This is a genomic window from Haloarcula montana, from assembly GCF_035666295.1.
Taxonomy (GTDB): Archaea; Halobacteriota; Halobacteria; order Halobacteriales; family Haloarculaceae; genus Haloarcula; species Haloarcula montana.
The window spans coordinates 1,955,247-1,975,825 of record NZ_CP142027.1; the positions used below are offsets into that span (position 1 = coordinate 1,955,247).

Here is a 20,579-nt window from a genome sequence, read left to right on the forward strand (position 1 = left end):
GTCGATCCGAGATCACCGCAACGTTTCTTTCCGTCTGTCCCCGACCGTCGGTATGAACCGCCGGGCGTTCCTCCGGACCGTCGGCGTCACGGGCGCCGCTGTCGGTGCCAGCCTCGGGAGCCAGACTGGCACCGGCCATCCGCTCCCCGAGGGTAACGACCGGACGCCGATCTCGGAGACGCCGTCCGGTGACGACCCGATCGGATTTCTCGCGCTCTCGGCGGCCTACGAGACCGTCACCAGCCCCGACGGCCACACGGCATACGTCGCGACCGGCGACGGAGTGGCTGTCGTCGACCTCGTCACGCCGACCAGACCACGGCTGTTGACCCGGATCTCGGACCTGCTGGGCGACACCGAGCCCGGACCGATCAACCGTATCCAGGACCTCGCGGTCAGCGGGAGCCGGCTCCTGGTCGCGGGGCCGGCCCACCCAGCCGACGGGGCACACGGACTGGTCGTCTTCGACGTTAGCGATCGACAGGCGCCCACCCAGGTCGGGGCTGCCCAGGTCGAGACGACGATCCACAACTGTGATTTCGACGGCCGCCACGCCTACCTGACCGGCGGCGGCCGCGACGGGAACCCGTTGCTCGTCGTCGATACGCGAACCGGCCGGGAAGTCGGGACCTGGCGGCTGACCGACGCCGACGAGCGGTGGGCAGACGTTCCCGCCACGCTCCGGCCGCTCCACGACGTGTGGGTCCAGGGCGACCGGGCGTATCTGGCCTACTGGGACGCCGGGACGTGGGTGCTTGACGTCTCGGACCCGACGGCCCCCGAACGCCTGGCCCGCGTTCGTGGGCGGTCACCGGACGAACTGACGGCGGTCGAGGACCCCGGCACCGAACGGTCGGAACCGCCCGGCAACGACCACTTCGTCACCGTCGACGAGACGGCCGGCCTGCTGGGGGTCGGTGCCGAGTCCTGGGACCTGGACGGCGACGACAGCGGCGGGCCGAGCGGTCTCGCGCTCTACGATATCGACGACCTGTCGGCGCCGACCCACCTCGCGACGATCGAGCCGCCGCCGACCACCGACCCCACGCCCGGCGGGGTCCTGACGACGGCACACAACTTCGAGTTGGTCGACGGCCGGTGTTACTCGGCGTGGTACAACGGCGGCGTCAGGGTCCACGACATCTCTGACCCGTCGGAGCCACGCGAGATCGCAGCGTGGCGCGACGGCGACGATACGGCGTTCTGGACCGCACAGCGAGCCAGCGACTGTTTCGTCGCGACGAGTACGAACGCCGTCGGCGGCGCCGATGTCCAGCCCGGGCTCTACACGTTTCCGGACCCGGCCAGTGTCGAGACGCCGACGGCCACCGCGACACCAACCGACGGATCGGGGGAACGGTCGGCGTCGGGGGCCGCCGGCGACGGCTTCGGCGTCCTCGGGACGCTGTCGGCGCTGGGGCTGTCGGCGTGGTACGCCCGCCGCCGCGACGACCGCTCACGATAGCGCGTTCTCGACGGCTGCGGCGACGCCGCGAGCCCGTTCGGCCAGTTCCTCGGGGACCTCGCCGGCCGCGACGGCGGCGTCGAGTTCGTCGTCGTCGACGCGTTCGACGGTTCCGTCGGCGTGACGGACCACGTCGACGTGCAGGTCGACGTAGCGGGCCGTCTCCGGGAAGATCTCGACGGGCGTACAGACGTTGACGTAGGTCCCCTTGCTCGTCCCCTCGCTGTCGCGGTAGGTCGTCGGGTACCACCACCGCCCCTCCTTCAGGGTCGTCTCGGCGATGTCTCCGGCCTCCTTCGGGACGCCCAGGGCGTCGTACTCGCCGCCGGGTGAGAGTTCCCGCTCGACGGTGACGGTCCCGTCGGCGTCGACGGCCGTGACATCGCCCCTGCCCAGGCTGATGAGCCGGCCGTCGGGCTTGCCATGGCCGAGTTCGAGCGACCCGCCCTCGCGTGGCCCGAACTGCTCGGCGGTGACGGCGAAGGGGAACTCGCCTTCGGGGTCGTCACACAACGCCTCGACGTAGTCGACGGCGCTGCTCGCGGTGCGGTGGCCGGCCTTCAGCCGGTGGTGGCCCGTCATCGTCGTCGTCACCGCACGGCGGGCCTCGTCCAGTTCGAAGCGGCTCTCCCGGCCGAACCAGACCCATGTCGTCGCCGTATCGTCCCAGTAGCAGTGCGGAGCGGCCTCCTCGGCCGGCGGCGCGTCCGCAAGCGCGTCGTCGATGGCCGCGGCGCGCTCGTTGGCTGCCGACAGCGCCGCCGCCAGCGCGTCGAAGTCGGCGTCCTCGCTCGCCTGTTCCCAGGAGACGCCCCACCCCTCGCGGGGGTCGGCGGCCACCAGGTCCAGCATCGACGGGCCGCCGACGCCGCCGGTGTCGGTGCTGGCTCCCCGGACGAGCGACAGCAGCGATCCACGGACGGCGACGGTCGTCTCCAGGACGGGACGGCCGTCCGTCCAGGGAGCGCCTGCCTCGGCCACCTGGACCACCAGCCGGTCGCCGGTCTCGACGCGGTCGTCGGCGTTGCCGTAGGGGAGAAACCCCTCGCCGTCACCCAGGTCCACGACGGCGCCGCTCCCGAGCGTCTCGGTCACCTCGCCGGCGTAGACGGCACCCTCGGGCGTCGGGTCCGCCCACCACAGCGTGTCCCGTCCCACGTCGGTCACGAGTTCCTGGATGGCCGCGACCTGCTCGTCGTCGCCGCTGACGCCGACACCCTGGCGGTCGTCGGTCGTCGCGACGGTCACTGCGGCCCGCTCGGTTCCGAAATCGGCGTCGAACCGGTCGCGGATCGGCCCGGACGCCTGGACCACCTCGTGACCGGCCTCCGTCAGCAGGTGGGTCAGCGCCGTCGTGTAGATGCCCCTGACCTTGACGGTCATAGCGCGTCCTCGTCGTACGCGAACCGGACCCGCCCGTCGACGGTCGGCCCCAGCGTCAGTTCGACACGCTCGTCGCTCAGGACGCGCCCCCCTTCGACGGGCACGCCCCACCGGTCGAACCGTAGATACCCCCGGATGTCGTCGGCGTGGGTGAACAGATCACAGTAGTCGACGGTGTGTTCCTGGATCTCGCTGGCACTGTGTGCGCGGTCCATGTCGGAGTACACCGTCTCGGCGTCGGCGAAGAACGCCTCGATGTCGGCGGCCGCGTCGGCGGTCGCCTCGACGACGGTCTCGGACGCTGCCTCGATGGTCGCCTGGTCGACGCCGGCCTCGCGGAGCGCGTGCTGTTCACGCTGGGTGAAGTGCATACCCGCTGTTGGGTGACAAGCGTGCAAAAACGCCGCGACTTCCTATCGTGGAAGCAACAGCCGAGTGGCAACGGCCTTCGGAGCATCCGCCGAGCGAAGCGAACAGGGTCACTCGAACAGGGGTGCAGTCGCCCGCGAAAGCGAACGGCGAAGCCGTGAGTGGTGCAGTCGAACCGTTTTCACAGCGAGTGGGACGGCAGGCTCGGAGAGCGCGTGAGGACACCCGAGGAAGAACGGCGGTCTATACTGCGGTGGCGTTCAGCACGAGCATCAGTACACCGAACAGGACGCCGAAGGCGACGATTGTTCGCGGGTCGACACGGATCGTGTTCTGGTCTTCGGCGTCGAAATACCGGACGAGTCCGGCACTGGACATGAGTCCGCCGCCGTCGCTACTGCTCATGTCCACTCTTCGTCAGTCCCACGGAGTAAGCCTTTCGGCTTCGGTCGTGTCCGGGCGCCGCACATGGACAACCCTTATCTGGCCACATAGGTTACATCGAAGAGACCATGACGGTTACACTCAAGGACTTCTACGCCGACTGGTGTGGTCCGTGTAAGACCCAGGACCCGATCCTTGACGATCTCAAGGAGGAGTGGACCGATGTCGAGTTCGAGAAGATCAACGTCGACGAGGAGCAAGACGTCGCCAACGAGTACCAGGTACGCTCGCTGCCGACACTCATCGTCGAGAACGACGACGGGATCGTCGAACGCTTCGTCGGCGTCACGCAGGCCGACGACCTGGAGGACGCACTGCAGAAAGCCGGCGTCTGACGCGACTCCTTTCTCTGTCGTTCGCTTCGTCCGGAGCGACGGCACTGTCGACGGGCTGTGAAGTACTGCTGGAATCAGGCCGCGGGGTCGCTCGTATCGCCAGTCTCCGACCCGGCGACTGCGTCGTCGAGACCGTCGGCGACCTCGTCGGGGTCGAACTCCTCGTCCGGCCGGAGTTCGCGGTCGGAGGCGTCGTCGTCCTGGTGTTCGGTAACCGATTCGCCGCCGGTGACCGAGACGAAGATGTCACCGAGTTCTTCGGCCCGATCGGAGGACTGACTCTTGCTCATTACACACACACCTAAGCCATAGAGGATATTATCCGGACAGCCTAATTCGTTAGGTACGACGCGGCCGCCGATCAGAGGACGTTCCGCTGGCAGGAGCCACACAGCGAGGGTTCTTTCACGTCGACTTGCCGGACCGTCGGGGAGAAGTTCATGACACAGCGTTTGTTGTCACAGTGTTCCAGGCCGAGCGTGTGGCCGATCTCGTGGACGACCTCCTTGCGGACGCGGGCCGAGAAGATCTCGCCGGCGGAGCGGTTCGAGAACCCGCCATCGGAGGTCGTCTGGAGCCGGTAGGTGGAGATGACGCTCCCGGAGCCACCCAGATACGCCAGGCCGAAGACGTAGTTGCGGCGCCGGTAGAACAGATCCATCGGCGTGATCGCGATGTTCTTCCCGCCCGACCCCACTCGGCGAGCCAGGTCGATGAACTCCTCGGCGCGGTACTGGTCGCGGTCGGCATCGTACGCACCGGCCGGGATGGACTGGGGATCGTGCATGGAGACCTCGCAGTCGTAGGTCGCCCGCAGCCCGTCGGAGGCCTCGCGTTTGACCTGCGCGGAGACCTCGCCGACCGGCACGATGTCGACGTGCATGCGAACGCATATGCGCCGCCGTCTCATAAATATCCCGACGTGAGCAAGCCCGACGAGGCCCTCGCCGACCGGCTCGCGACCGTCGCAGCGTCGGCGGTCGAGGTCGGGATTGGGAACCGGCCGACGGTCGCCGCCGCGCTCCGTGATCGGGGGGTCGAAGTGACGGCGACGGACATCGAGCGTCGGTCCGTCCCCGAGGGTGTCGAGTTCGTCCTCGACGACGTCACCGACCCAGAACCGGCCGTCTACGAGGGAACTGATGTCGTCTACGCCCGCAACCTCCCGCCGGAACTCCACCGGCCGGTTCGGTCGGTCGCCCGAACCGTCGGGGCGACCTGTTGGTTCACCACGCTCGGTGGCGATCCACCCGTCGTCCCCGTCGATCCCGAATCCCTACCCGGGGGTGTGACGCTGTACCGGGTCACCGACAGGGGATAGCAACAGGCTTGTGGCCGGGGTGTCTTCCGGCGCGTATGCAGGTCGATGCGGTCGTACTCGACATCGATGGCGTCCTCGTGGACGTAGCCGACTCCTACCGACGAGCCGTCGTCGAGTCCGTCGACAGGGTGTACGGCGAGACGATTTCCCGGGCGGACATCCAGTGGTTCAAGGACGCCGGCGGGTTCAACAACGACTGGGAGGTCACCGACGCCGCGGCGCTGTTCGTCCTCGCCAGCCGGGAGGCCGACGTGGCGGACCTCGCGGCCTTTACCGATGCCATCGCCGAGCGCGGCGGTGGACTGGACGCCGCGACGGCAGTGATACGGGAACTGCTCGATCCGGCCGCCGCCGATCGGGTGTTCGACGCCTGGGACCGGGACCGGCTCCGTGAGGTCTTCCAGACGCTGTATCTGGGCAGCGAACTGTATCGTGAACTCGAAGACGGAGAACCGGCCTTCGACGCGCCCGGCTACATCCATGACGAACCGGTCATCGTCGAGGAGGGGACGCTGGCGACCCTGACCGAGCGCTACGATGTCGGCGTCGTCACCGGCCGGCCGTCCGCCGAGGCCGACATCGCGCTGGACCGGGTCGGACTGGACCTGCCCGGGGAGCATCGGTTCACGATGGACGACTGGGCGGAGGGCAAGCCACACCCGGCCGCGCTCGTCACGCTGGCCGAACGGTTCGACGCCGAGCGGATCGCCTTCGTCGGCGACACGCTGGACGACGTCGAGACGGCTGTCAACGCCGACGAGACCGACGACCGCGTCTACTACGGGGTCGGTGTCCTCACCGGCGGACTCTCTGGCGAGGACGGTCGGCGGAAGTTCGCCGGCGTCGGTGCCAGTGCGGTCGTCGACTCGGTCAACGACCTCCCGGACCTGCTGGAGTGATTGTAGCGATGTACCGGTACGCGCCGACCCGGGGGTCGGCGCTGTCCGGAACTGATCTACAATGACCACTATCAGAACGCCACGCCTTTGCCCGCCGGCGCCCCACGCCCGGATATGCGCCAACGGACGATGCTGGCCTGGTCGATACTGGTCAGCATCTGGACCGCGATCGTCAGCGGTGCGGCCGTCTACGAACCCACCGTCGACCTCGTTCCGCTCTACGCCGTCTCGTTCCAACTCGTCGCGCTCGGAGCGACCTACTGGACGATCCGGCGCAACGAGGCGGCCCTAGAGGACGCCCACCGCCCCGGACGGATGCTGCTTTTCATCCTCACGCTGTTCGTCGCGACGGTTCCGCTGGTGACGATCGCGAACACGCTCCTGGGTCACACGTCGCCGCTCGCGATCGCCGCCCAGCTCCTCGGGTTCGCCGTCGGACTGGCCGTCGCCCTGTACGTCGCCTACGGCGGTGGGTTCGAGTACGCCTGGGAGCACTACACCTAGGCAAGCACCTCCGGTCGCACAACGCTTATTCGCGACTCGGCCTACCCTCCCGGTATGGAAATCGCGATTCTCGGCGGGACCGGAGATATCGGTGAAGGGCTGGCCCTCCGCTGGGCGAAGGACACGGACCACACGCTCATGGTCGGTTCTCGGGACGCCGAGAAGGCCGCTGATAGCGCGGCCGACTACGAAGCGACACTCGCCGATCGCGGCCGATCGGTCGATGTCGACGGGCTGACGAACCCCGAGGCCGCGGCCCGCGCGGACGTGGTCGTCGCCGCCGTCCCCGCGTACCACCTCACGGATACCGTCGAAGCTGTCGCCGACGACCTCGGCGACGCGATCCTGGTCTCACCCGCGGTCGGGATGAAACGCGACGAGGACGGCTTCCACTACAACCGGCCCGGCGTCGGCAGCGTCACGGAACTGGCCGCAAACGCCGCCCCCGAGGGGACGCCGATCGTCGGCGCGTTCCACAACCTCGCGGCCGGCCGGCTCTCGGATCTGGACGCTACGCTGGAGTGGGACACCATCGTCGTCGGCGACGACGGCGACGCGAAGGCGACCGTCCGGGACCTCGCGGAAGGGATCGACGGCCTGCGCGCCCTCGATGGTGGCCCGCTTGCCAACGCCGCCGAGATCGAGGGACTGACGCCGCTGCTCATCAACGTCGCGCGTCACAACGACGGCCTGCATGATCTCGGCGTGCGGTTCAACTGAGCGGCCGCTTGCCGTGGTCGGTCTCGGAAAATCGGTAGTCGCGGGCACTACGGCGAGTAATAGTACTCGCCGGCGTTCTTCTGCTCGCGGTCGAGTTGCGAGCCGGGTTTGTTGATCCGCGGCCGGGAGGTCCGCTCGTCGCGGCGGAACGTGATATCCAGGTTCGCGAGGAACTCGTTCATCCCCTCGCGCATCCCCTGGGGCGGGGTCGCGTGGCCGCGCTTTGCGGGTTCCCCCTCGAAGACGAGCAGGCGATCGGCCAGCAGGTCGATCATGTAGATGTCGTGGTCGATGACCATCGCCGTCGCGTCGTGGTTCTCGGCGTAGCGCCGGATCGCCGAGGTCGCCAGCACCCGCTGTTCCACGTCCAGGTGTGCCGAGGGTTCGTCCAGCAGGTAGAGATCGGCGTCCTTCGAGAGACAGGCGGCGATGGCGACCCGCTGGCGTTCCCCGCCCGAGAGGTCGGTCAGTTGCTGCTCCATCACCGACTCCAACTGGAGCGGCTGTGCGATCTCGGTGTTCCAGTAGGACGTCCCGAAGTCGTCGGTGATCGTCGAGAGGAACGCGTCGACCCGCATCGGCTGGTCGATCTCGATGTACTGGGGCTTGTAGGCGATGTCGAGGCTCGAATCGACCGTCCCCTCCGAGGGTTCGAGGCGGCCGGCGAGCATCTTCGCGAACGTCGACTTCCCGATGCCGTTGGGACCGACGACGCCCAGCACTTCGCTCTCGCGGATGGTTCCGGAGTCGACTTCGAGCGAGAACTCGCCCTCGCCGTAGCTCTTCGTGAGGGTCGGGTACTCGATGACGACGTCGCCGGTCGAGGCGGTCCGGGGCGCGTGCTCCTCGAACTCGATCTCGGTCTGGCGGACCCGCATGTTCTCGTTCTCCAGGTAGCCCGAGAGGTACTCGTTGATCCCCTTTTTCGTGGACTTGGGCGCGGTGATGACACCGAAGGCGCCGGGGGTCCCGTAGGCGACGTTGATGTTGTCCGCGAGCAGGTCTAAGATCGCCAGATCGTGCTCGACGACCAGCATCGACCGGTCGCCGTCCTCGGCGAGTTCGCGGATGAGCCGTGCGGCAGTCATCCGCTGGCCGATGTCCAGGTAGGGCGTGATCTCGTCGAGGAAGTAGAAGTCGGCGTCCCGTGCCAGCGTCGCCACCAGGGCGACCCGCTGGAGTTCGCCCCCGGAGAGGTCGTCGATGTGGTTGTCGACGACGGGGCCGATACCGGTCCGTTCGACCAGCTCGTCGAGTGCGCCTCGCTCGTCCGTCTGTGCGAGCAGTTCCCGGGCTTTCCCGTCGAACTGGTCGGGGATGCGGTCGACGTACTGTGGTTTGCGGGCGACGGTGATATCGCCGTCACGCATCTGTTCGAGGTAGTCCTGTAGTGCCGTGCCGCGGTACTCGTCCAGGATATCGTCCCAGCCCGGTTCGGTGCCGTACTGGCCGAGGTTCGGCGCCATCTCGTCGGCTAGGATGCGGACGGCGGTCGTCTTCCCGATCCCGTTCGGACCGAGGATGCCGGTCACCTGGCCCTCTGCGGGCGCGGGTAGACCGTACAGCGCGAAGGCGTTCTCGCCGTAGCGGTGGACCGGTTCCTCGGTCAACTCCTGTGGGAGGTTGACGATCTCGATCGCGTCGAACGGACACTTGTTGACACAGATGCCACAGGACTCGCCCAGACAGATCTCCTCGGAGATGAAGACCTGGTCGGGCTTGCCCTCGAAGGGTTCGTCCTCCTCGTACTTGTCCTCGCGTTTGACGATGCACTCTTTCCCGCTGCGGTTGGGCGGGCAGTAGTTCATGCACTCGTAGTTACAGCGGTCGGGTTGACACCGCTCTAGGTCCACGACCGCGATGCTGTCCTCGGCCATCCTCAGACCCCCGTGGTCAGCATGACGCCCCAACTGACGAACCAGAGGGCGAAGGTCATAAACGCGATGTAGAGGACGTCTTTCGTCGAGAGGTCCTCCTGGCCGATACCGGCGACTTTGAGGACCGGGAACTGTGCGAGGACGGCGACTGCGAGGATAGCGACCCCGATGGTGTCGGTCGCCCCGCTCGCGACGGCGTTCGAGCCGAACGCCGCGGCGATACCGGCCACCGCCGTGATCGTCGTGACGGTGAGCCCTCGCATGTGCGAGCTCATGCCGTCCGCCGTGTCCGTTGCCATACGCGCACTTGGACTACCCACAGTCAAAAGGGGCGCGGTTCCACGATCCGCCGTCGCTGTGGCCGGCAGGCGGTCTCCCGATCAACTCCTCAATCTTTATGCATCCGGCGCGTCTCGATGGAGGTAATGACGGAATCCGACGGGGAGGAAATCGCGGATCTCCCTCCGAGCGCCAAGCTCGTGTACAAAGTGCTGGAGTACGACGGGCCGCTCACGCAGAAAGGAATCGTCGAGGAGTCGATGCTCTCGGCACGGACGGTCCGCTACGCGCTCGAACGACTCGACGAGGTCGGCGTCATCGAGGAAGACGTCTACTTCGCTGACGCACGACAGAACCTCTACGAGATCACCGACCAGCCGGCCGAGGCCGACGCCGCCGTCTCGGACTGACTGCCGGCGAGCCGAATCCTCCCTCACTCCGTTCTCTGCCCACACAGCCCCGCGGTCGTTTCGATCGTCGCGAACTCGCCGGCCAGTTGTGCAAGCGCCGTCCGGTGGACCAGATCGGCGGCGAACCGCTCCTCGTCCAGCCGCCGATCGAACGTCGCGGCCGCGTCCCGGACGAAAGTGACCGCGAAGCCACGGTTTTCGGCCATCCGGACCGTCGTCGAGACGCAGTGGTCGGTCGTCAGCCCGCAGACGACGACGGCCTCGATACCGCGGTCCGACAGCCACGATTCCAGTTCGGTTCCGACGAAGGCGCCGTTGACGCGTTTGGTGACAGCGTGCTCGTCGCTGCGTGGCGCCAGCCCCGGTTTGAACGCGAAGCCGGGTTCGCCGTCCCGGAGCGGTGAGTCCGGCTCCGTCGAGTCGTGTCGGACGTGGACGACGGGGTCGCCTCGGTCTCGCCAGGTCGACAACAGCCGTCGGGCGTTTGCCTCCGCATCGGGGTTGTTGCGGGGTCCCCATCTGCCGTCGTCGAACCCTTGCTGGAAGTCCACCAGCAGGAGCGCCGGATCGGACGCCATCAGTCGGCCGGCTCCGACTGTTCGGGCCGTCCGACGAGCCACTTCGATTTCGGGTGGTCCCGTGTGACAGTCATCGGGCACTCGTCGGGAGCCTGCTCGGGGTCCGAGGAGAGCATGTACTGGGGCCACTCGCGGTCGCCGTCGACGCCCCAGTCTCCCAGATCCGCGTGTGGACAGACGGTGTCGTACTCCCCGAGTCGGTCCTGGATCACGTCCCGAGCGTGTTGCCCGGCGGCCGTCTCGGCCGTGACGTCCAGTGCTTCGAACAGCGCGCGTGGCTGGAACGTGATCTCCAGGCCGACCGGACAGTACCGGCTCTTACGAGTGTCGTAGAACGGTGCCCGACAGGTCGGAAACATCGGTTCGCCGGCGAAACAGAACTCCCAGTAGGGGTCCGCCGGATCGGTCGGGATCTCCTCGGGCCACGGCTCGGGGTCGTGGACGTGGAGAAATTGGAGGACATGCCAGAGCGCGTCGTGGTACTCCGATTCGGTCAGCGGACGGTCGGGCGGTCGAAAGAACGTCACCAGTGACGCCCGCTCGCTGTGGTCCTGATAGCGCTCCAGATACGAGCACAGGGTTTCGCCGAGGTCGAACAGTGCCTCCGGATCGGTCAGCGACGGGACGGCCGTGTACAGCGGATCGCCCGCCCGAACTGATTCGGCCCCGAAGAAACAGGGAAACGGAGTCCCGTTCCGCTCTCCCGTCAATGCGTCCCGGAACGTCCGCCAGTGGTCGGCGACCCACGCCGGGGTGTCCCCGGCTTCGACCCGGGCCGCCAGGGTCTGTTGATCGAGCAGCGTTCCGACGACTGCATCGCTCATAGCTATCAGTCAGTGCGCTCCCGGAATTATCCATCGGTTCGAGCTGACAGTCCCGTTGAGTGACTCGAACGCGGAAACGCACGAACGTGGTCCGGAGTCGTACTGGTAGCGGGAACTTCGGTTCCGGTACCGCAGACCGCTCAGGAGGGCGTGACGGTGATCGTCTTCCCGCGGTCGATCGCCCGCTCCAGTTCCTCGGCGATGCCGGAGCCACGGGAGACCTGGACCTCGCCGCCACGGGAGACGGTCGCGGTAAAGAGGTACTCGCCGTCGGCCTGGACCTCGACGGTCTCGCCGGCGTGGCCCTCCAGGGGGATCATCACGTGCCGGGAAGTGACCTCCGGCGTGACGATCTCGCCCTGCTTGCTCCCGCTGGCGTCGGCCTGTGGCCCGCCGGAGGGGCCTGTCGGGCGGTCCTCGAAGGTCCGGACGTCGATGTCGATCCCCAGGCGGTTCTCCACGTCGGAGATGCGGCCCCCGCCCTTGCCGATGACCTGGGAGATGTCGTCGTCCTCGACCCAGACGATGGCGGTGTTAGGGCCGCGGAGTTCGACCTCGACGTGGCCCCGGGCGATCGAGCGGATCTCGCGTTCGACCTCCTGCTTGGCCAGGCGGTCGACACCGGAGTCCTCGCTGTCCTCGTCGTCGTTGAGCGGGACGGTGACGACCTGGCGGTTGAACGTGTAGATCTCGTACTCGGGCTGGCCGGTCTCGAAGTCCCGGATGACGATGACCGGCCGTGCGAGGTCTTCCTCCATCAGGCCGTGGGGAACCTTCACCTCGGTCGTCACGTCGTAGACGGTGTGGACCTGCCCGGCCTCGATGTAGATAACGGTGTCGACGATCTGGGGGATCAGGCCCAGTTCGACCCGGCCGATGAGCCGCTGGAGCGCGTCGACGGCACGGGTCGCGTGGACGACCCCGACCATGCCGACGCCCGCCAGCCGCATATCCGCGAACACTTCGAAGTCGTCGGTCTTGCGGACCTCGTCGTAGATGGTGTAGTCGGGCCGGACCATCAGCAGCGAGTCGGCGGTCTTCTCCATCGAGCCCCCGAGTGCGGTGTACTGGGTGATCTCCGGACCGACCTGGAGGTCACGGGGTTTCTCCATCGTCTTGACGGCGTAGTCGGCGTCGACGAGGAACTCCCCGACGGCCTGGGCGAACGTCGACTTCCCGGCGCCCGGTGAGCCGGAGATGAGGACGCCCCGCTGGTGGTCGGTAAAACGGTCGCGCAGTTCGTCGGCGTGTTCGTAGTCGTCCAGGTCGGTCTTGACGATCGGGCGGACGGCGGTGATCTCCCGGGCGTCCGAGAACGGCGGCCGGGCCATCGCGATCCGGAGGTCCTTGAACTGGACGATGGTCATGCCGGGTTCGTCCAGTTCGACGAAGCCGTCGGGCGAGGAGCGGGCGGCCTCCTCGATGTCTTCGACGTACTCGCGGAGCTCGTCCTCGGTGGCGATCTCGTCACGGATCGGCTGGTAGTGCATGTCGCCGATCGACCCCTTCTTGGCGAACGGCTGGACCCCCACTTTCAGGTGGACGCTCATCGTCCCCTCGTCGAAGAAGTTCTCGATCTGGAGGCGTTCGACCGTGCGACCGCGGGGTTCGACGTACTCCACGTCCAGTCCCTTCGCGCGGGCGACTTCCGCTTGTACGTCGTCGCTGGTCACGAGGGTGGCCTCGCGGTCCCCTGCTACGTCACGGATCAGTGCGTCGATCTGGCCCTCGCCGGCCTCCCGTTTCTCGATGGCGTCGGGCCGGCGGCCGACGTACTCGACGTCGATGGTTCCTTCCTCGGCGAGATCGACGAGCGTCTGGAGTTCTTCGAGCCCTTCCCAGCCGGTCTCCCGGCCGTCGTTGGCCTGTGCTTCGAGTTCGCCGACGACGGCTTCCGGGACGACGACCGTCGCGCCGGCAAAGCCCCTGCCGTCGACCGTCGAGTCGGGGTCGGCGTCGGCTTCGATCTGCTCGGACACGCGGCCGTCGATGACCACGCTCGTGTCCGGTACGATATCCATACTGTCGATAGGGTCCCGTCGCCTGATAAGGATGTTCAACCGGTCCCGTCGGCCGACTCCACCGAACTCTTGCCCCGTCGTCCCGAGGCCCCGGTATGGATATCGCGGACCTCACCGAGGAGTTGGTCGCGATCCCGAGCCACCGGGCAGGCGACCACGACGAACGGGCTGCCGGCGACTTCATCGCGTCGTGGCTCCGGGAACGGACCGACGCGACCGTCCGACGCGACGAGGCGGGGAACGTCATCGCCCGGAAGGGAACGGGACCGTCGCTCGCGCTCGTGGGTCACCACGACGTGGTCCCGCCGGACGACTCGCAGGTCGAGGGCGACGACTACGCCGTCGAGCGCCGCGACGGCCGGCTCTACGGCCGTGGGACCGCCGACATGAAAGGCTGTGTCGCGGCGGCCATGCTCGCCTTCGCCGCGGTCGACCCCGCTGGCGAACTCGTCTTCGCCTCCTTCGTCGGCGAGGAACAGGGCGGCATCGGCTGCTGGGCGGCCATCGAGGACGGGTTCGCGCCCGACTACGCCGTCGTCGGCGAAGGGTCGACGGGCTACTCCGCGGCCGGCGTTACGGACGTGGCCGTCGCCCACAAGGGCCGGCGGGGGTCGACCATCGTCGCCGAGGGGGAGGCTGCCCACGCCAGCGAACCCGGTGCGGGGGAAAACGCTGTCTACCGGGCGTGTGACGCCGTCGACGTGGTCCGTGACATCCAGTTCCCCGAGACGGCGGTCCTGGGACACTCGCTGTCCGGGAGCGTCGCCGTCACCGAGATCGACGGCGGGTCGGCCTGGAACGTCGTCCCCGAACGGTGCGAGGTGACCGTCGACGAGCGGACCGTCCCCGGTGAGCGGGCACCGCTCTCGCGGGTCGAGACCGTCGACGGGGTCTCACTGCGGATCGATCAGGACCTCCCGCCGATGGCCTGCGGGGACGCCGCGTTCGCCGATGCCGTCCAGTCGGCTGCCGCCGCCGCGCAGGACGGTCCCCCCGAGCAAGTCGTCAAACCGCACGCGACCGACGCGGGGTGGCTGGCCGACGCCGGCACCGACTGTGTCGTCGTCGGGGCGGCCGAACCCGGCGAGGCCCACACCGCCGACGAGAGCGTCTCGATCGACGTGCTCGATCGGTGTCGGGCGATCTACGGGCGGGTCGCCCGGACCTGGGACGGGGCGGAGAACTGACACCGTTTACCGACGACCCGGTCCATTTACCGCCTGAATCCTAACGGTCCGTCATGGCACACGCAAGCGAACGGTCCTCCACCTACGAGCAGTTCCTCGACCACGTCAGGCAACTCCACTACGTCCAGGACGCCAACGGTGTCCTCCAGTGGGATCAACAGGTGATGATGCCCGACGCCGGCACGCCGGCACGAGCGAAGCAGTCCTCGGCGGTTTCGACGCTCCATCACGACCTGCTGACCGACGAGCGACTCGGCGAGTGGCTCGACGAACTCGACGACAGCGACCTCGGCGACGAACAGCGGGCCGTCGTCCGGGAGGTCCGCCGCGATCACGAGCGTGCGGTTCGGGTCCCAGCCGATCTCGTCGAACGCATCTCGGAGGCCTCCTCGAACGCCCTGCCCGTCTGGAAGGAGGCCAAGGCCGAGGACGACTTCGACGCCTACGCGGAGACTCTCGAAGAGCTGGTCGACCTCCGGCGGGAGTACGCCGAAGCGATCGATCCCGACCGTGATCCCTACGAGGTACTGTTCGAGGAGTACGAGCCGTATCTGGGCATCGACACCGCGGAAGAGGTACTGACACGCCTGCGCGACGAACTCGTCCCGCTGATCGACGACATCGCAGACAGCGAGGTCTCCCTGGCCGATCCCTTCGAGGGGACCTACGACGACGACACCCAGCACGGCCTCGTCGAGGAGGCACTGGACGTGCTGGGCTACGACTGGGACCGCGGCCGCCTGGACACCGCGCCCCATCCGTTCTCGACGGGAACCCAGTTCGACGCCCGCGTCACCACGCGGTTCAAACCCGACGAGCCGCTGGACGCCGTCGGCTCGACGATCCACGAGTTCGGCCACGCCACCTACACGCTGGGGCTCCCCCAGGAGGAGTACGGGACGCCGCTTGGCTCGAACCGCGACCTCTCGGTTCACGAGTCCCAGTCGCGGTTCTGGGAGAACCACGTCGGCCGCTCGCTGCCGTTCTGGGACTTCTTCGCCGGGACGGCCAACGACCATCTCGGGACCGACGCCACGCCCCGTGCGTTCTACGAGGCCGCAAACGAGGTCTACGACGACAACCTCATCCGGGTCGAGGCGGACGAGCTGACCTACCACATGCACATCATCCTCCGGTTCGAGATCGAACGGGATCTCATCCGCGGTGATTTGGATGTCTCGGAGGTCCCGCAGGTCTGGAACGACAAGATGGAGGAGTATCTGGGGATCAGGCCCGAAACCGACGCCGAGGGCTGTCTCCAGGACATCCACTGGACCAACGGTGCCTTCGGCTACTTCCCGACGTACACGCTGGGGTCGGTACTGGCCGCGCAGTTGAACCACCACGTCCGCCAAGACATCGCCGACTTCGACGAGCAGGTCAGAGCCGGCGAGTTCGGCGAGATCCACGACTGGCTGACCGACCACGTCCACCGCCACGGCGCCCGCTACACGACCGACGACCTGATTCAGGAAGCGACCGGTGAGTCCTTTACCGCCGACTACTTCCTCGACTACGCCGACGAGAAGTACCGCGCGCTGTACGACTGCTGATCTCTGTCGGACCGCTTCTCGCAACTGATACTGCTTGGTACACCCTTTTTATGCTAGTGAGCCGATCCATTCCCTATGGCCAAGAGCGATCTCGATAGCGGCGAGTTAGCGAGCGAGAGCGATATTGACGACGACATCGACGCTGATATCGAGGGCGATGTCGCCGAGAACATCGATCGCCAGGCAGGCTACGACCACGAGCAAGCCAGCGAGATACAGACACTGATCGCCGAACTGGAGAACTCCTCTGTCGATATCGCCGAGGAGACCGACGACATCCGTGAGCGGGCGGCCGAACAGTACGAGGCGATCTCGGAGGTCGCCAGCGAGGTATCGAACCTCTCGGCCTCCGTCGAGGAGATCGCCTCCTCCTCCGAGGAGGTTTCGGCGGCCACTCGGGAGGCGACGCAACTCGCAGAGCGGGGCCAGGACAACGCGGAGGATGTCCACGCGGCTATGGAACGGATCCAGTCGGCTGCCGGGAGCGTCGCCCAGGACGTCCAGACCATCCAGGAGAGCGTCGAGGAGATCGACGAGATCGTCGAGGTGATCAACGACATCGCCGACCAGACGAACATGCTGGCGCTGAACGCCTCGATCGAAGCGGCCCGGGCCGGTGAGGCCGGTGAGGGCTTCGCCGTCGTCGCCGACGAAGTCAAATCACTGGCCGAAGAGTCCCAGGACCAGGCCGCGGCCATCGAGCGGATGATCGACGGCATCCAGGACGACACCGCAAACGCCGTCGAGAGCCTCGAAGAGAGCAACGCCGAGATCGACGAGGGGATCAAGACCGTCGAGGAGTCGACGGAGATCCTCGACGAGATCGGTGACGCGGTTACCGAGGTCAACCACGGGATCGAGGAGGTCGCGACGGCGACCGACGAGCAGGCCGCCGCGACCGAGGAGGTCGCGAGCATGCTCGACCAGTCGACGACCGCCGCCCAGACGATCGCCGACTCGACTGCCGAGATCGCCGAGGAGGCCGTCGGACAGACCGACCAGATCGCGGCGATCAACCGGAAGATGGACGGACTGGTCGCGGACCTCCAGCGGAACAACTGATCGGGCGTCGCCCGACCGCCGATCCCGCCGTTTATCTTCGCTGGGGGGCAACCCTCGGCCATGCGTCCGGACCTGGACCCCGAACAACTCGACCGGTACTCCCGTCACATCATCATGGACGACGTGGGGCCGGACGGACAGGCGGCGCTGCTGGACACTGCCGTTCTCGTCGTCGGTGCCGGCGGACTCGGCTCGCCGGTCTTGCAGTATCTCGCGGCCGCCGGAATCGGCCGGCTGGGCATCGTCGACGACGACACCGTCGAGCGGTCGAACCTCCAGCGGCAGGTGATCCACCGCGACGACGACATCGGGCGGCCGAAAGTCGAAAGCGCCCGCGAGTTCGTCACGGGACTGAACCCCGACGTGACCGTCGACGCCCACGAGACCCGGCTGACAGCCGACAACGCCGCCGACCTCGTCGACCGCTACGACATCGTCGTCGACGCCTCGGACAACTTCGCCACCCGGTTCCTGGTCAACGACACCTGCACCCTCTCGGGGACGCCGTTCTCCCACGGCGCGGTCTTTCGGTTCGAGGGGCAGGTGACGACCTTTTCGGGCGAGGGACCGTGTTACCGCTGTCTGTTCCCGCAGGCACCGCCGGAGGGGACCGTCCCGGACTGTGCGACCGCCGGCGTCCTGGGCGTGCTCCCGGGGACGATCGGCTGTCTCCAGGCCACGGAGGTCGTCAAACTCGCGATGGAGTACGGCGAATCCCTGGACGGCCGCCTGCTGGCCTACGACGCCGCCGACATGTCCGTCGACGAGGTCCCGATCGCGCCCGATCCGACCTGTCCGGTGTGTGGGGAGGACCCGGCGATTGACCGGGTGGCCGACGCCAGCTACGACGGCCGGTGCTCGCTCGCCGACGACTGATCACTACGGGCGGTTCTCACTGCTGATAGCTGCACAGCGACGCTTATACCGGATTAGCGAACAGGTGTCGATAGGACTCCTATGCCGAATCCAGATCAACGACATCCCCTCGCCCGGGCGTTGACGTTCCGCCTCCAGAAACCCGGCTACGTCGAGCTGGTGTTCGCGCTGGTGTTGATCTGGGGCTTCGGCGACGCGACCTCCACGCTGTTTGCCGCCCGCTTTGCCGGCGCTGGCCTGGAGGCAAACCCCTGGATTCGGCTGCTGTTGCGCCACTACCCGATGGCGGTCATCCTCCTCAAGGGAGCGACGGTCCTGTACGTCGGCATCGTCCTGCTGGAGTGTCGCCGGTTCGTCGAATCCCTCCCCTGGTGGCGCGCCTGGCTGCTGGCCGTCGTCGCCACCGGGACGCTCGTGGTCCTCGGAAACGTCTACGTCGGTCTGCTCGCCGCCGCGGCCTGATCAGGCCCGGACGGTCCCCAGTTCGACGACCGCGTCCCGCGGTGGCGCGTCGAAGCGGTCCGGATGCAACAGCGCCGCCAGAAACTCCATCGTCTCGACGAGCCGTGGCCCCGAGCGGTTGACGTAGTGGTGGCCGTCCATCACGTGGACACGGCCCTCCCGGACCGCCGTCAGGTTCTCGAACCCGGGCCGGTCGGTCAGATCCACGAGGTTCTCACGGGTCTGGTCGATGTCGAACCCACAGGGTGCGGCGACGAGCACCTCGGGATCGTACTCGCGGATCTCCGCCCACTCGCGCGGTCGGGAATCACCGCCAGCGACCTCCAGGCCGTAGCGGCCGCCGGCCCGCTCGACCATCTCGGGGACCCAGTGGCCGGCGACCATGATCGGGTCGAGCCAGTCCAGGACGGCGACTCGTGGTTCTGTCTCGGTACGTGCGGCGGTCGTCTCGACGGCAGCGATCCGATCGCGGAGGGTCGTGACCACCTCGCTTGCCCGCTCGTCGCGATCGATGGCCGCGCCGACCTCGTGGATCGACTCGAAGAGGTCGTCGAGGCTGTGGACGTCCAGCGTCACCACTTCGGCGTCCAACCCCAGTTCCTCGACGGCCGTCGCCACCTGGACGTGATCGACGGCACAGACGTCACAGACGCCCTGTGTGACGACCAGGTCGGGCTCCAACTCCGCGAGGGTCGCCCGGTCGATCGCGTAGACGCCGTCGCCGGCCTCGGCGTCGGCGACTTGCTCGTTGATCTCGGCGCTGGACGCTGTCGGGTCGACCCGTGAGCGGTTGACCGCCGGTCGTTCGCGGGCGGCCGGCGGGTAGTCGCACTCGTGGGACACCCCGACAGGTTCGACCCCGAGTGCGTAGACGATCTCCGTGGCGGACGGCAGGAGCGTGACGACGCGCATACTCCCCCTATGGGCGGTCCCGGGCTAAAGGCACCGTTCGTCCCCGCGCTCGTGGGAGGTCGTTACGCTTACGCTCCCTGCCACACGAGAGAGGCACATGAACGTCAAATCGCGCCACCACCTCCGCTCGGACGAGGTCGACGCCATCACGACCGCCCTCTCGGAGCACCTCGGTGTCGAGTTGGACGCCGACAGCTACGAGAAAGTCGAGTTCGACGACAGCGACTGGGACGTCGTCCTCGTCGACGGGGACCCGCTGGTGCTGTACGTCGACGAGGAGCCGTTTCTCACCGTCGAGGGGGCCAACGACTACCCGCCACAGAAACACGTCGTCACGGTCGACGCCGGCGCGATCTCCTTCGTCTCGGACGGCGCTGACGTGATGCGGCCCGGGATCACCGAGGCCGACGAGGACATCTCAGAGGGTGACCTGGTCGCCATCGCCGAGGAGTCCCACGGGAAGGTGCTGGCGATCGGCCGCGCAATGACCGATGGGTCGGATATGGTCGGCGACAGCGGGAAGGTCGTCTCCTCGATCCACCACGTCGGCGACGATCTGTTCGAGTTTTCGGTGTAGCGGGCGTTCGATCTCCGTTCAGGCACTTTCATCCAGGAACTACTCGGAGAACCAAACTGTGTCTGACGTAAGACCTAAATCGTCACGGCACGCCGTGGGGGACATGGGACTCATGAGTTCGATCCTCGGCGAGTCAGGGTCGTCCCGGAAGACCGACGACTACGTCGAACTGAACGCCGACGACTTCGAGACGTCCGGGGCCGACGTCGATCGACAGGTCCGGATCGCACAGATCAGCGACACCCAGGACGTCGTCGAGATCAAGGACGCGGTCTACGACGGCGACATCGTCATCGCCGACATCATCCGTCACTCCACGCAGGACCGGACGATGGAACACATCAGCGACGAACTCAAGCAGGTCACGAACGAGGTCGGCGGCGACATCGTCCAGAAGGACGACGACCAGCTCATCATCACTCCGTCGGGCGTCGGCATCTCCCGCGACCGGCTGGGTCGGTAGTACGGTACCAGGGGTCACACGCGCCCGGCTTCGACGTGTTTTTCGGCCTTCGAGCGCT

Annotated in this window: 25 protein-coding genes; 14 read left to right on the forward strand and 11 right to left on the reverse strand. The window is 67.2% G+C overall.

What is annotated here, in order from left to right; all coding sequences use genetic code 11:
- Window positions 1-52: 52 nt before the first annotated feature.
- Window positions 53-1,465 (forward strand): LVIVD repeat-containing protein, encoded by a 1,413-nt coding sequence (locus tag VJ109_RS10225; RefSeq protein WP_324756520.1) that lies wholly within the window; start codon window positions 53-55, stop codon window positions 1,463-1,465.
- Here VJ109_RS10225 and VJ109_RS10230 read toward each other — a convergent pair.
- The 3 genes from VJ109_RS10230 to VJ109_RS10240 form a co-directional block, all read right to left on the reverse strand.
- Window positions 1,457-2,848, reverse strand: coding sequence for a ribonuclease FAU-1 family protein (locus tag VJ109_RS10230; RefSeq protein WP_324756522.1), 1,392 nt, complete (start codon window positions 2,846-2,848; stop codon window positions 1,457-1,459). The two genes, VJ109_RS10225 and VJ109_RS10230, sit on opposite strands and share 9 nt — an antisense overlap.
- Complete coding sequence (locus tag VJ109_RS10235) at window positions 2,845-3,219, reverse strand: DUF7532 family protein (RefSeq protein ID WP_324756524.1); 375 nt, start codon at window positions 3,217-3,219, stop codon at window positions 2,845-2,847. The genes VJ109_RS10230 and VJ109_RS10235 overlap by 4 nt, the downstream gene beginning before the upstream one ends.
- A gap of 241 nt (window positions 3,220-3,460) precedes the next feature.
- A complete protein-coding gene (locus tag VJ109_RS10240) occupies window positions 3,461-3,622 on the reverse strand; it encodes a preprotein translocase subunit Sec61beta (RefSeq protein WP_276223028.1) in 162 nt (53 codons plus the stop codon).
- Window positions 3,623-3,729: 107 nt separating this feature from the next.
- On the opposite strand from VJ109_RS10240, the gene VJ109_RS10245 reads away from it, so the two are divergent.
- On the forward strand, window positions 3,730-3,996 hold the full coding sequence (locus tag VJ109_RS10245) for a thioredoxin family protein (RefSeq protein WP_324756527.1): 267 nt from the start codon (window positions 3,730-3,732) through the stop codon (window positions 3,994-3,996).
- Window positions 3,997-4,070: 74 nt separating this feature from the next.
- Here VJ109_RS10245 and VJ109_RS10250 read toward each other — a convergent pair whose 3' ends face one another.
- Together VJ109_RS10250 and VJ109_RS10255 are read right to left on the reverse strand one after the other, a co-directional pair.
- Complete coding sequence (locus VJ109_RS10250; protein WP_276223024.1) at window positions 4,071-4,286, reverse strand: hypothetical protein; 216 nt, start codon at window positions 4,284-4,286, stop codon at window positions 4,071-4,073.
- Between the two features lie 71 nt (window positions 4,287-4,357).
- Window positions 4,358-4,879: an archaemetzincin family Zn-dependent metalloprotease gene (locus VJ109_RS10255; RefSeq protein ID WP_276223022.1), complete on the reverse strand. Its 522-nt coding sequence runs from the start codon at window positions 4,877-4,879 to the stop codon at window positions 4,358-4,360.
- Window positions 4,880-4,918: 39 nt separating this feature from the next.
- Here VJ109_RS10255 and VJ109_RS10260 point away from each other — a divergent pair, with 39 nt between their 5' ends.
- From VJ109_RS10260 to npdG, 4 genes are all read left to right on the forward strand, one after another.
- Window positions 4,919-5,317, forward strand: coding sequence for a UPF0146 family protein (locus tag VJ109_RS10260; RefSeq protein WP_324756529.1), 399 nt, complete (start codon window positions 4,919-4,921; stop codon window positions 5,315-5,317).
- Between the two features lie 35 nt (window positions 5,318-5,352).
- Window positions 5,353-6,216: a TIGR01548 family HAD-type hydrolase gene (locus tag VJ109_RS10265; protein WP_324756531.1), complete on the forward strand. Its 864-nt coding sequence runs from the start codon at window positions 5,353-5,355 to the stop codon at window positions 6,214-6,216.
- A gap of 114 nt (window positions 6,217-6,330) precedes the next feature.
- A complete protein-coding gene (locus tag VJ109_RS10270) occupies window positions 6,331-6,720 on the forward strand; it encodes a hypothetical protein (protein ID WP_324756532.1) in 390 nt (129 codons plus the stop codon).
- A gap of 54 nt (window positions 6,721-6,774) precedes the next feature.
- A complete protein-coding gene (gene npdG / locus VJ109_RS10275; RefSeq protein WP_324756534.1) occupies window positions 6,775-7,440 on the forward strand; it encodes an NADPH-dependent F420 reductase in 666 nt (221 codons plus the stop codon).
- Window positions 7,441-7,487: 47 nt separating this feature from the next.
- On the opposite strand, the gene VJ109_RS10280 is transcribed toward npdG, so the two are convergent.
- Together VJ109_RS10280 and VJ109_RS10285 are read right to left on the reverse strand one after the other, a co-directional pair.
- Complete coding sequence (locus tag VJ109_RS10280) at window positions 7,488-9,317, reverse strand: ribosome biogenesis/translation initiation ATPase RLI (protein ID WP_324756536.1); 1,830 nt, start codon at window positions 9,315-9,317, stop codon at window positions 7,488-7,490.
- A gap of 2 nt (window positions 9,318-9,319) precedes the next feature.
- The gene (locus VJ109_RS10285) at window positions 9,320-9,616 is read right to left on the reverse strand and encodes an EMC6-like membrane protein (protein ID WP_276223012.1); all 297 of its coding nucleotides are present in this window, start codon (window positions 9,614-9,616) and stop codon (window positions 9,320-9,322) included.
- A gap of 126 nt (window positions 9,617-9,742) precedes the next feature.
- On the opposite strand from VJ109_RS10285, the gene VJ109_RS10290 reads away from it, so the two are divergent.
- Window positions 9,743-10,006: a helix-turn-helix domain-containing protein gene (locus VJ109_RS10290; RefSeq protein ID WP_276223010.1), complete on the forward strand. Its 264-nt coding sequence runs from the start codon at window positions 9,743-9,745 to the stop codon at window positions 10,004-10,006.
- A gap of 23 nt (window positions 10,007-10,029) precedes the next feature.
- Here the strand turns inward: VJ109_RS10290 and VJ109_RS10295 are convergent, their stop codons facing one another.
- From VJ109_RS10295 to VJ109_RS10305, 3 genes are all read right to left on the reverse strand, one after another.
- A complete protein-coding gene (locus VJ109_RS10295) occupies window positions 10,030-10,584 on the reverse strand; it encodes a cysteine hydrolase family protein (RefSeq protein ID WP_324756538.1) in 555 nt (184 codons plus the stop codon).
- Window positions 10,584-11,408 (reverse strand): YqcI/YcgG family protein, encoded by an 825-nt coding sequence (locus tag VJ109_RS10300; RefSeq protein WP_324756539.1) that lies wholly within the window; start codon window positions 11,406-11,408, stop codon window positions 10,584-10,586. The genes VJ109_RS10295 and VJ109_RS10300 overlap by 1 nt, the downstream gene beginning before the upstream one ends.
- A gap of 140 nt (window positions 11,409-11,548) precedes the next feature.
- Entirely contained in the window at window positions 11,549-13,429 is a 1,881-nt protein-coding gene (locus tag VJ109_RS10305; protein WP_324756541.1) for a PINc/VapC family ATPase, read from the reverse strand.
- Between the two features lie 95 nt (window positions 13,430-13,524).
- On the opposite strand from VJ109_RS10305, the gene VJ109_RS10310 reads away from it, so the two are divergent.
- The 5 genes from VJ109_RS10310 to VJ109_RS10330 all read left to right on the forward strand — a co-directional run bounded on the left by VJ109_RS10310 (window position 13,525) and on the right by VJ109_RS10330 (window position 18,569).
- Window positions 13,525-14,616: a M20 family metallopeptidase gene (locus VJ109_RS10310; protein ID WP_324756543.1), complete on the forward strand. Its 1,092-nt coding sequence runs from the start codon at window positions 13,525-13,527 to the stop codon at window positions 14,614-14,616.
- Window positions 14,617-14,669: 53 nt separating this feature from the next.
- Window positions 14,670-16,169, forward strand: a complete 1,500-nt coding sequence (locus VJ109_RS10315; RefSeq protein ID WP_324756545.1) for a carboxypeptidase M32 — start codon at window positions 14,670-14,672, stop codon at window positions 16,167-16,169.
- A gap of 75 nt (window positions 16,170-16,244) precedes the next feature.
- On the forward strand, window positions 16,245-17,231 hold the full coding sequence (locus tag VJ109_RS10320; RefSeq protein ID WP_324756546.1) for a methyl-accepting chemotaxis protein: 987 nt from the start codon (window positions 16,245-16,247) through the stop codon (window positions 17,229-17,231).
- 60 nt (window positions 17,232-17,291) lie between these two features.
- Window positions 17,292-18,107, forward strand: a complete 816-nt coding sequence (gene ubaA, locus VJ109_RS10325; RefSeq protein WP_324756548.1) for an SAMP-activating enzyme E1 — start codon at window positions 17,292-17,294, stop codon at window positions 18,105-18,107.
- 81 nt (window positions 18,108-18,188) lie between these two features.
- Window positions 18,189-18,569 carry a DUF5658 family protein gene (locus VJ109_RS10330; RefSeq protein WP_324756549.1) on the forward strand — a complete coding sequence of 127 codons (381 nt, stop codon included), beginning with the start codon at window positions 18,189-18,191 and terminating at the stop codon, window positions 18,567-18,569.
- Here VJ109_RS10330 and VJ109_RS10335 read toward each other — a convergent pair whose 3' ends face one another.
- Window positions 18,570-19,481, reverse strand: coding sequence for a cobalamin-binding protein (locus VJ109_RS10335; RefSeq protein ID WP_324756551.1), 912 nt, complete (start codon window positions 19,479-19,481; stop codon window positions 18,570-18,572).
- A 97-nt stretch (window positions 19,482-19,578) separates the two neighbouring features.
- Between VJ109_RS10335 and VJ109_RS10340 the strand changes: the two genes are divergently transcribed.
- Together VJ109_RS10340 and VJ109_RS10345 are read left to right on the forward strand one after the other, a co-directional pair.
- Complete coding sequence (locus VJ109_RS10340) at window positions 19,579-20,058, forward strand: RNA-binding protein (protein WP_324756553.1); 480 nt, start codon at window positions 19,579-19,581, stop codon at window positions 20,056-20,058.
- A gap of 103 nt (window positions 20,059-20,161) precedes the next feature.
- Window positions 20,162-20,521, forward strand: coding sequence for a cell division protein SepF (locus VJ109_RS10345; RefSeq protein ID WP_276222992.1), 360 nt, complete (start codon window positions 20,162-20,164; stop codon window positions 20,519-20,521).
- The last annotated feature ends 58 nt before the right edge of the window (window positions 20,522-20,579 follow it).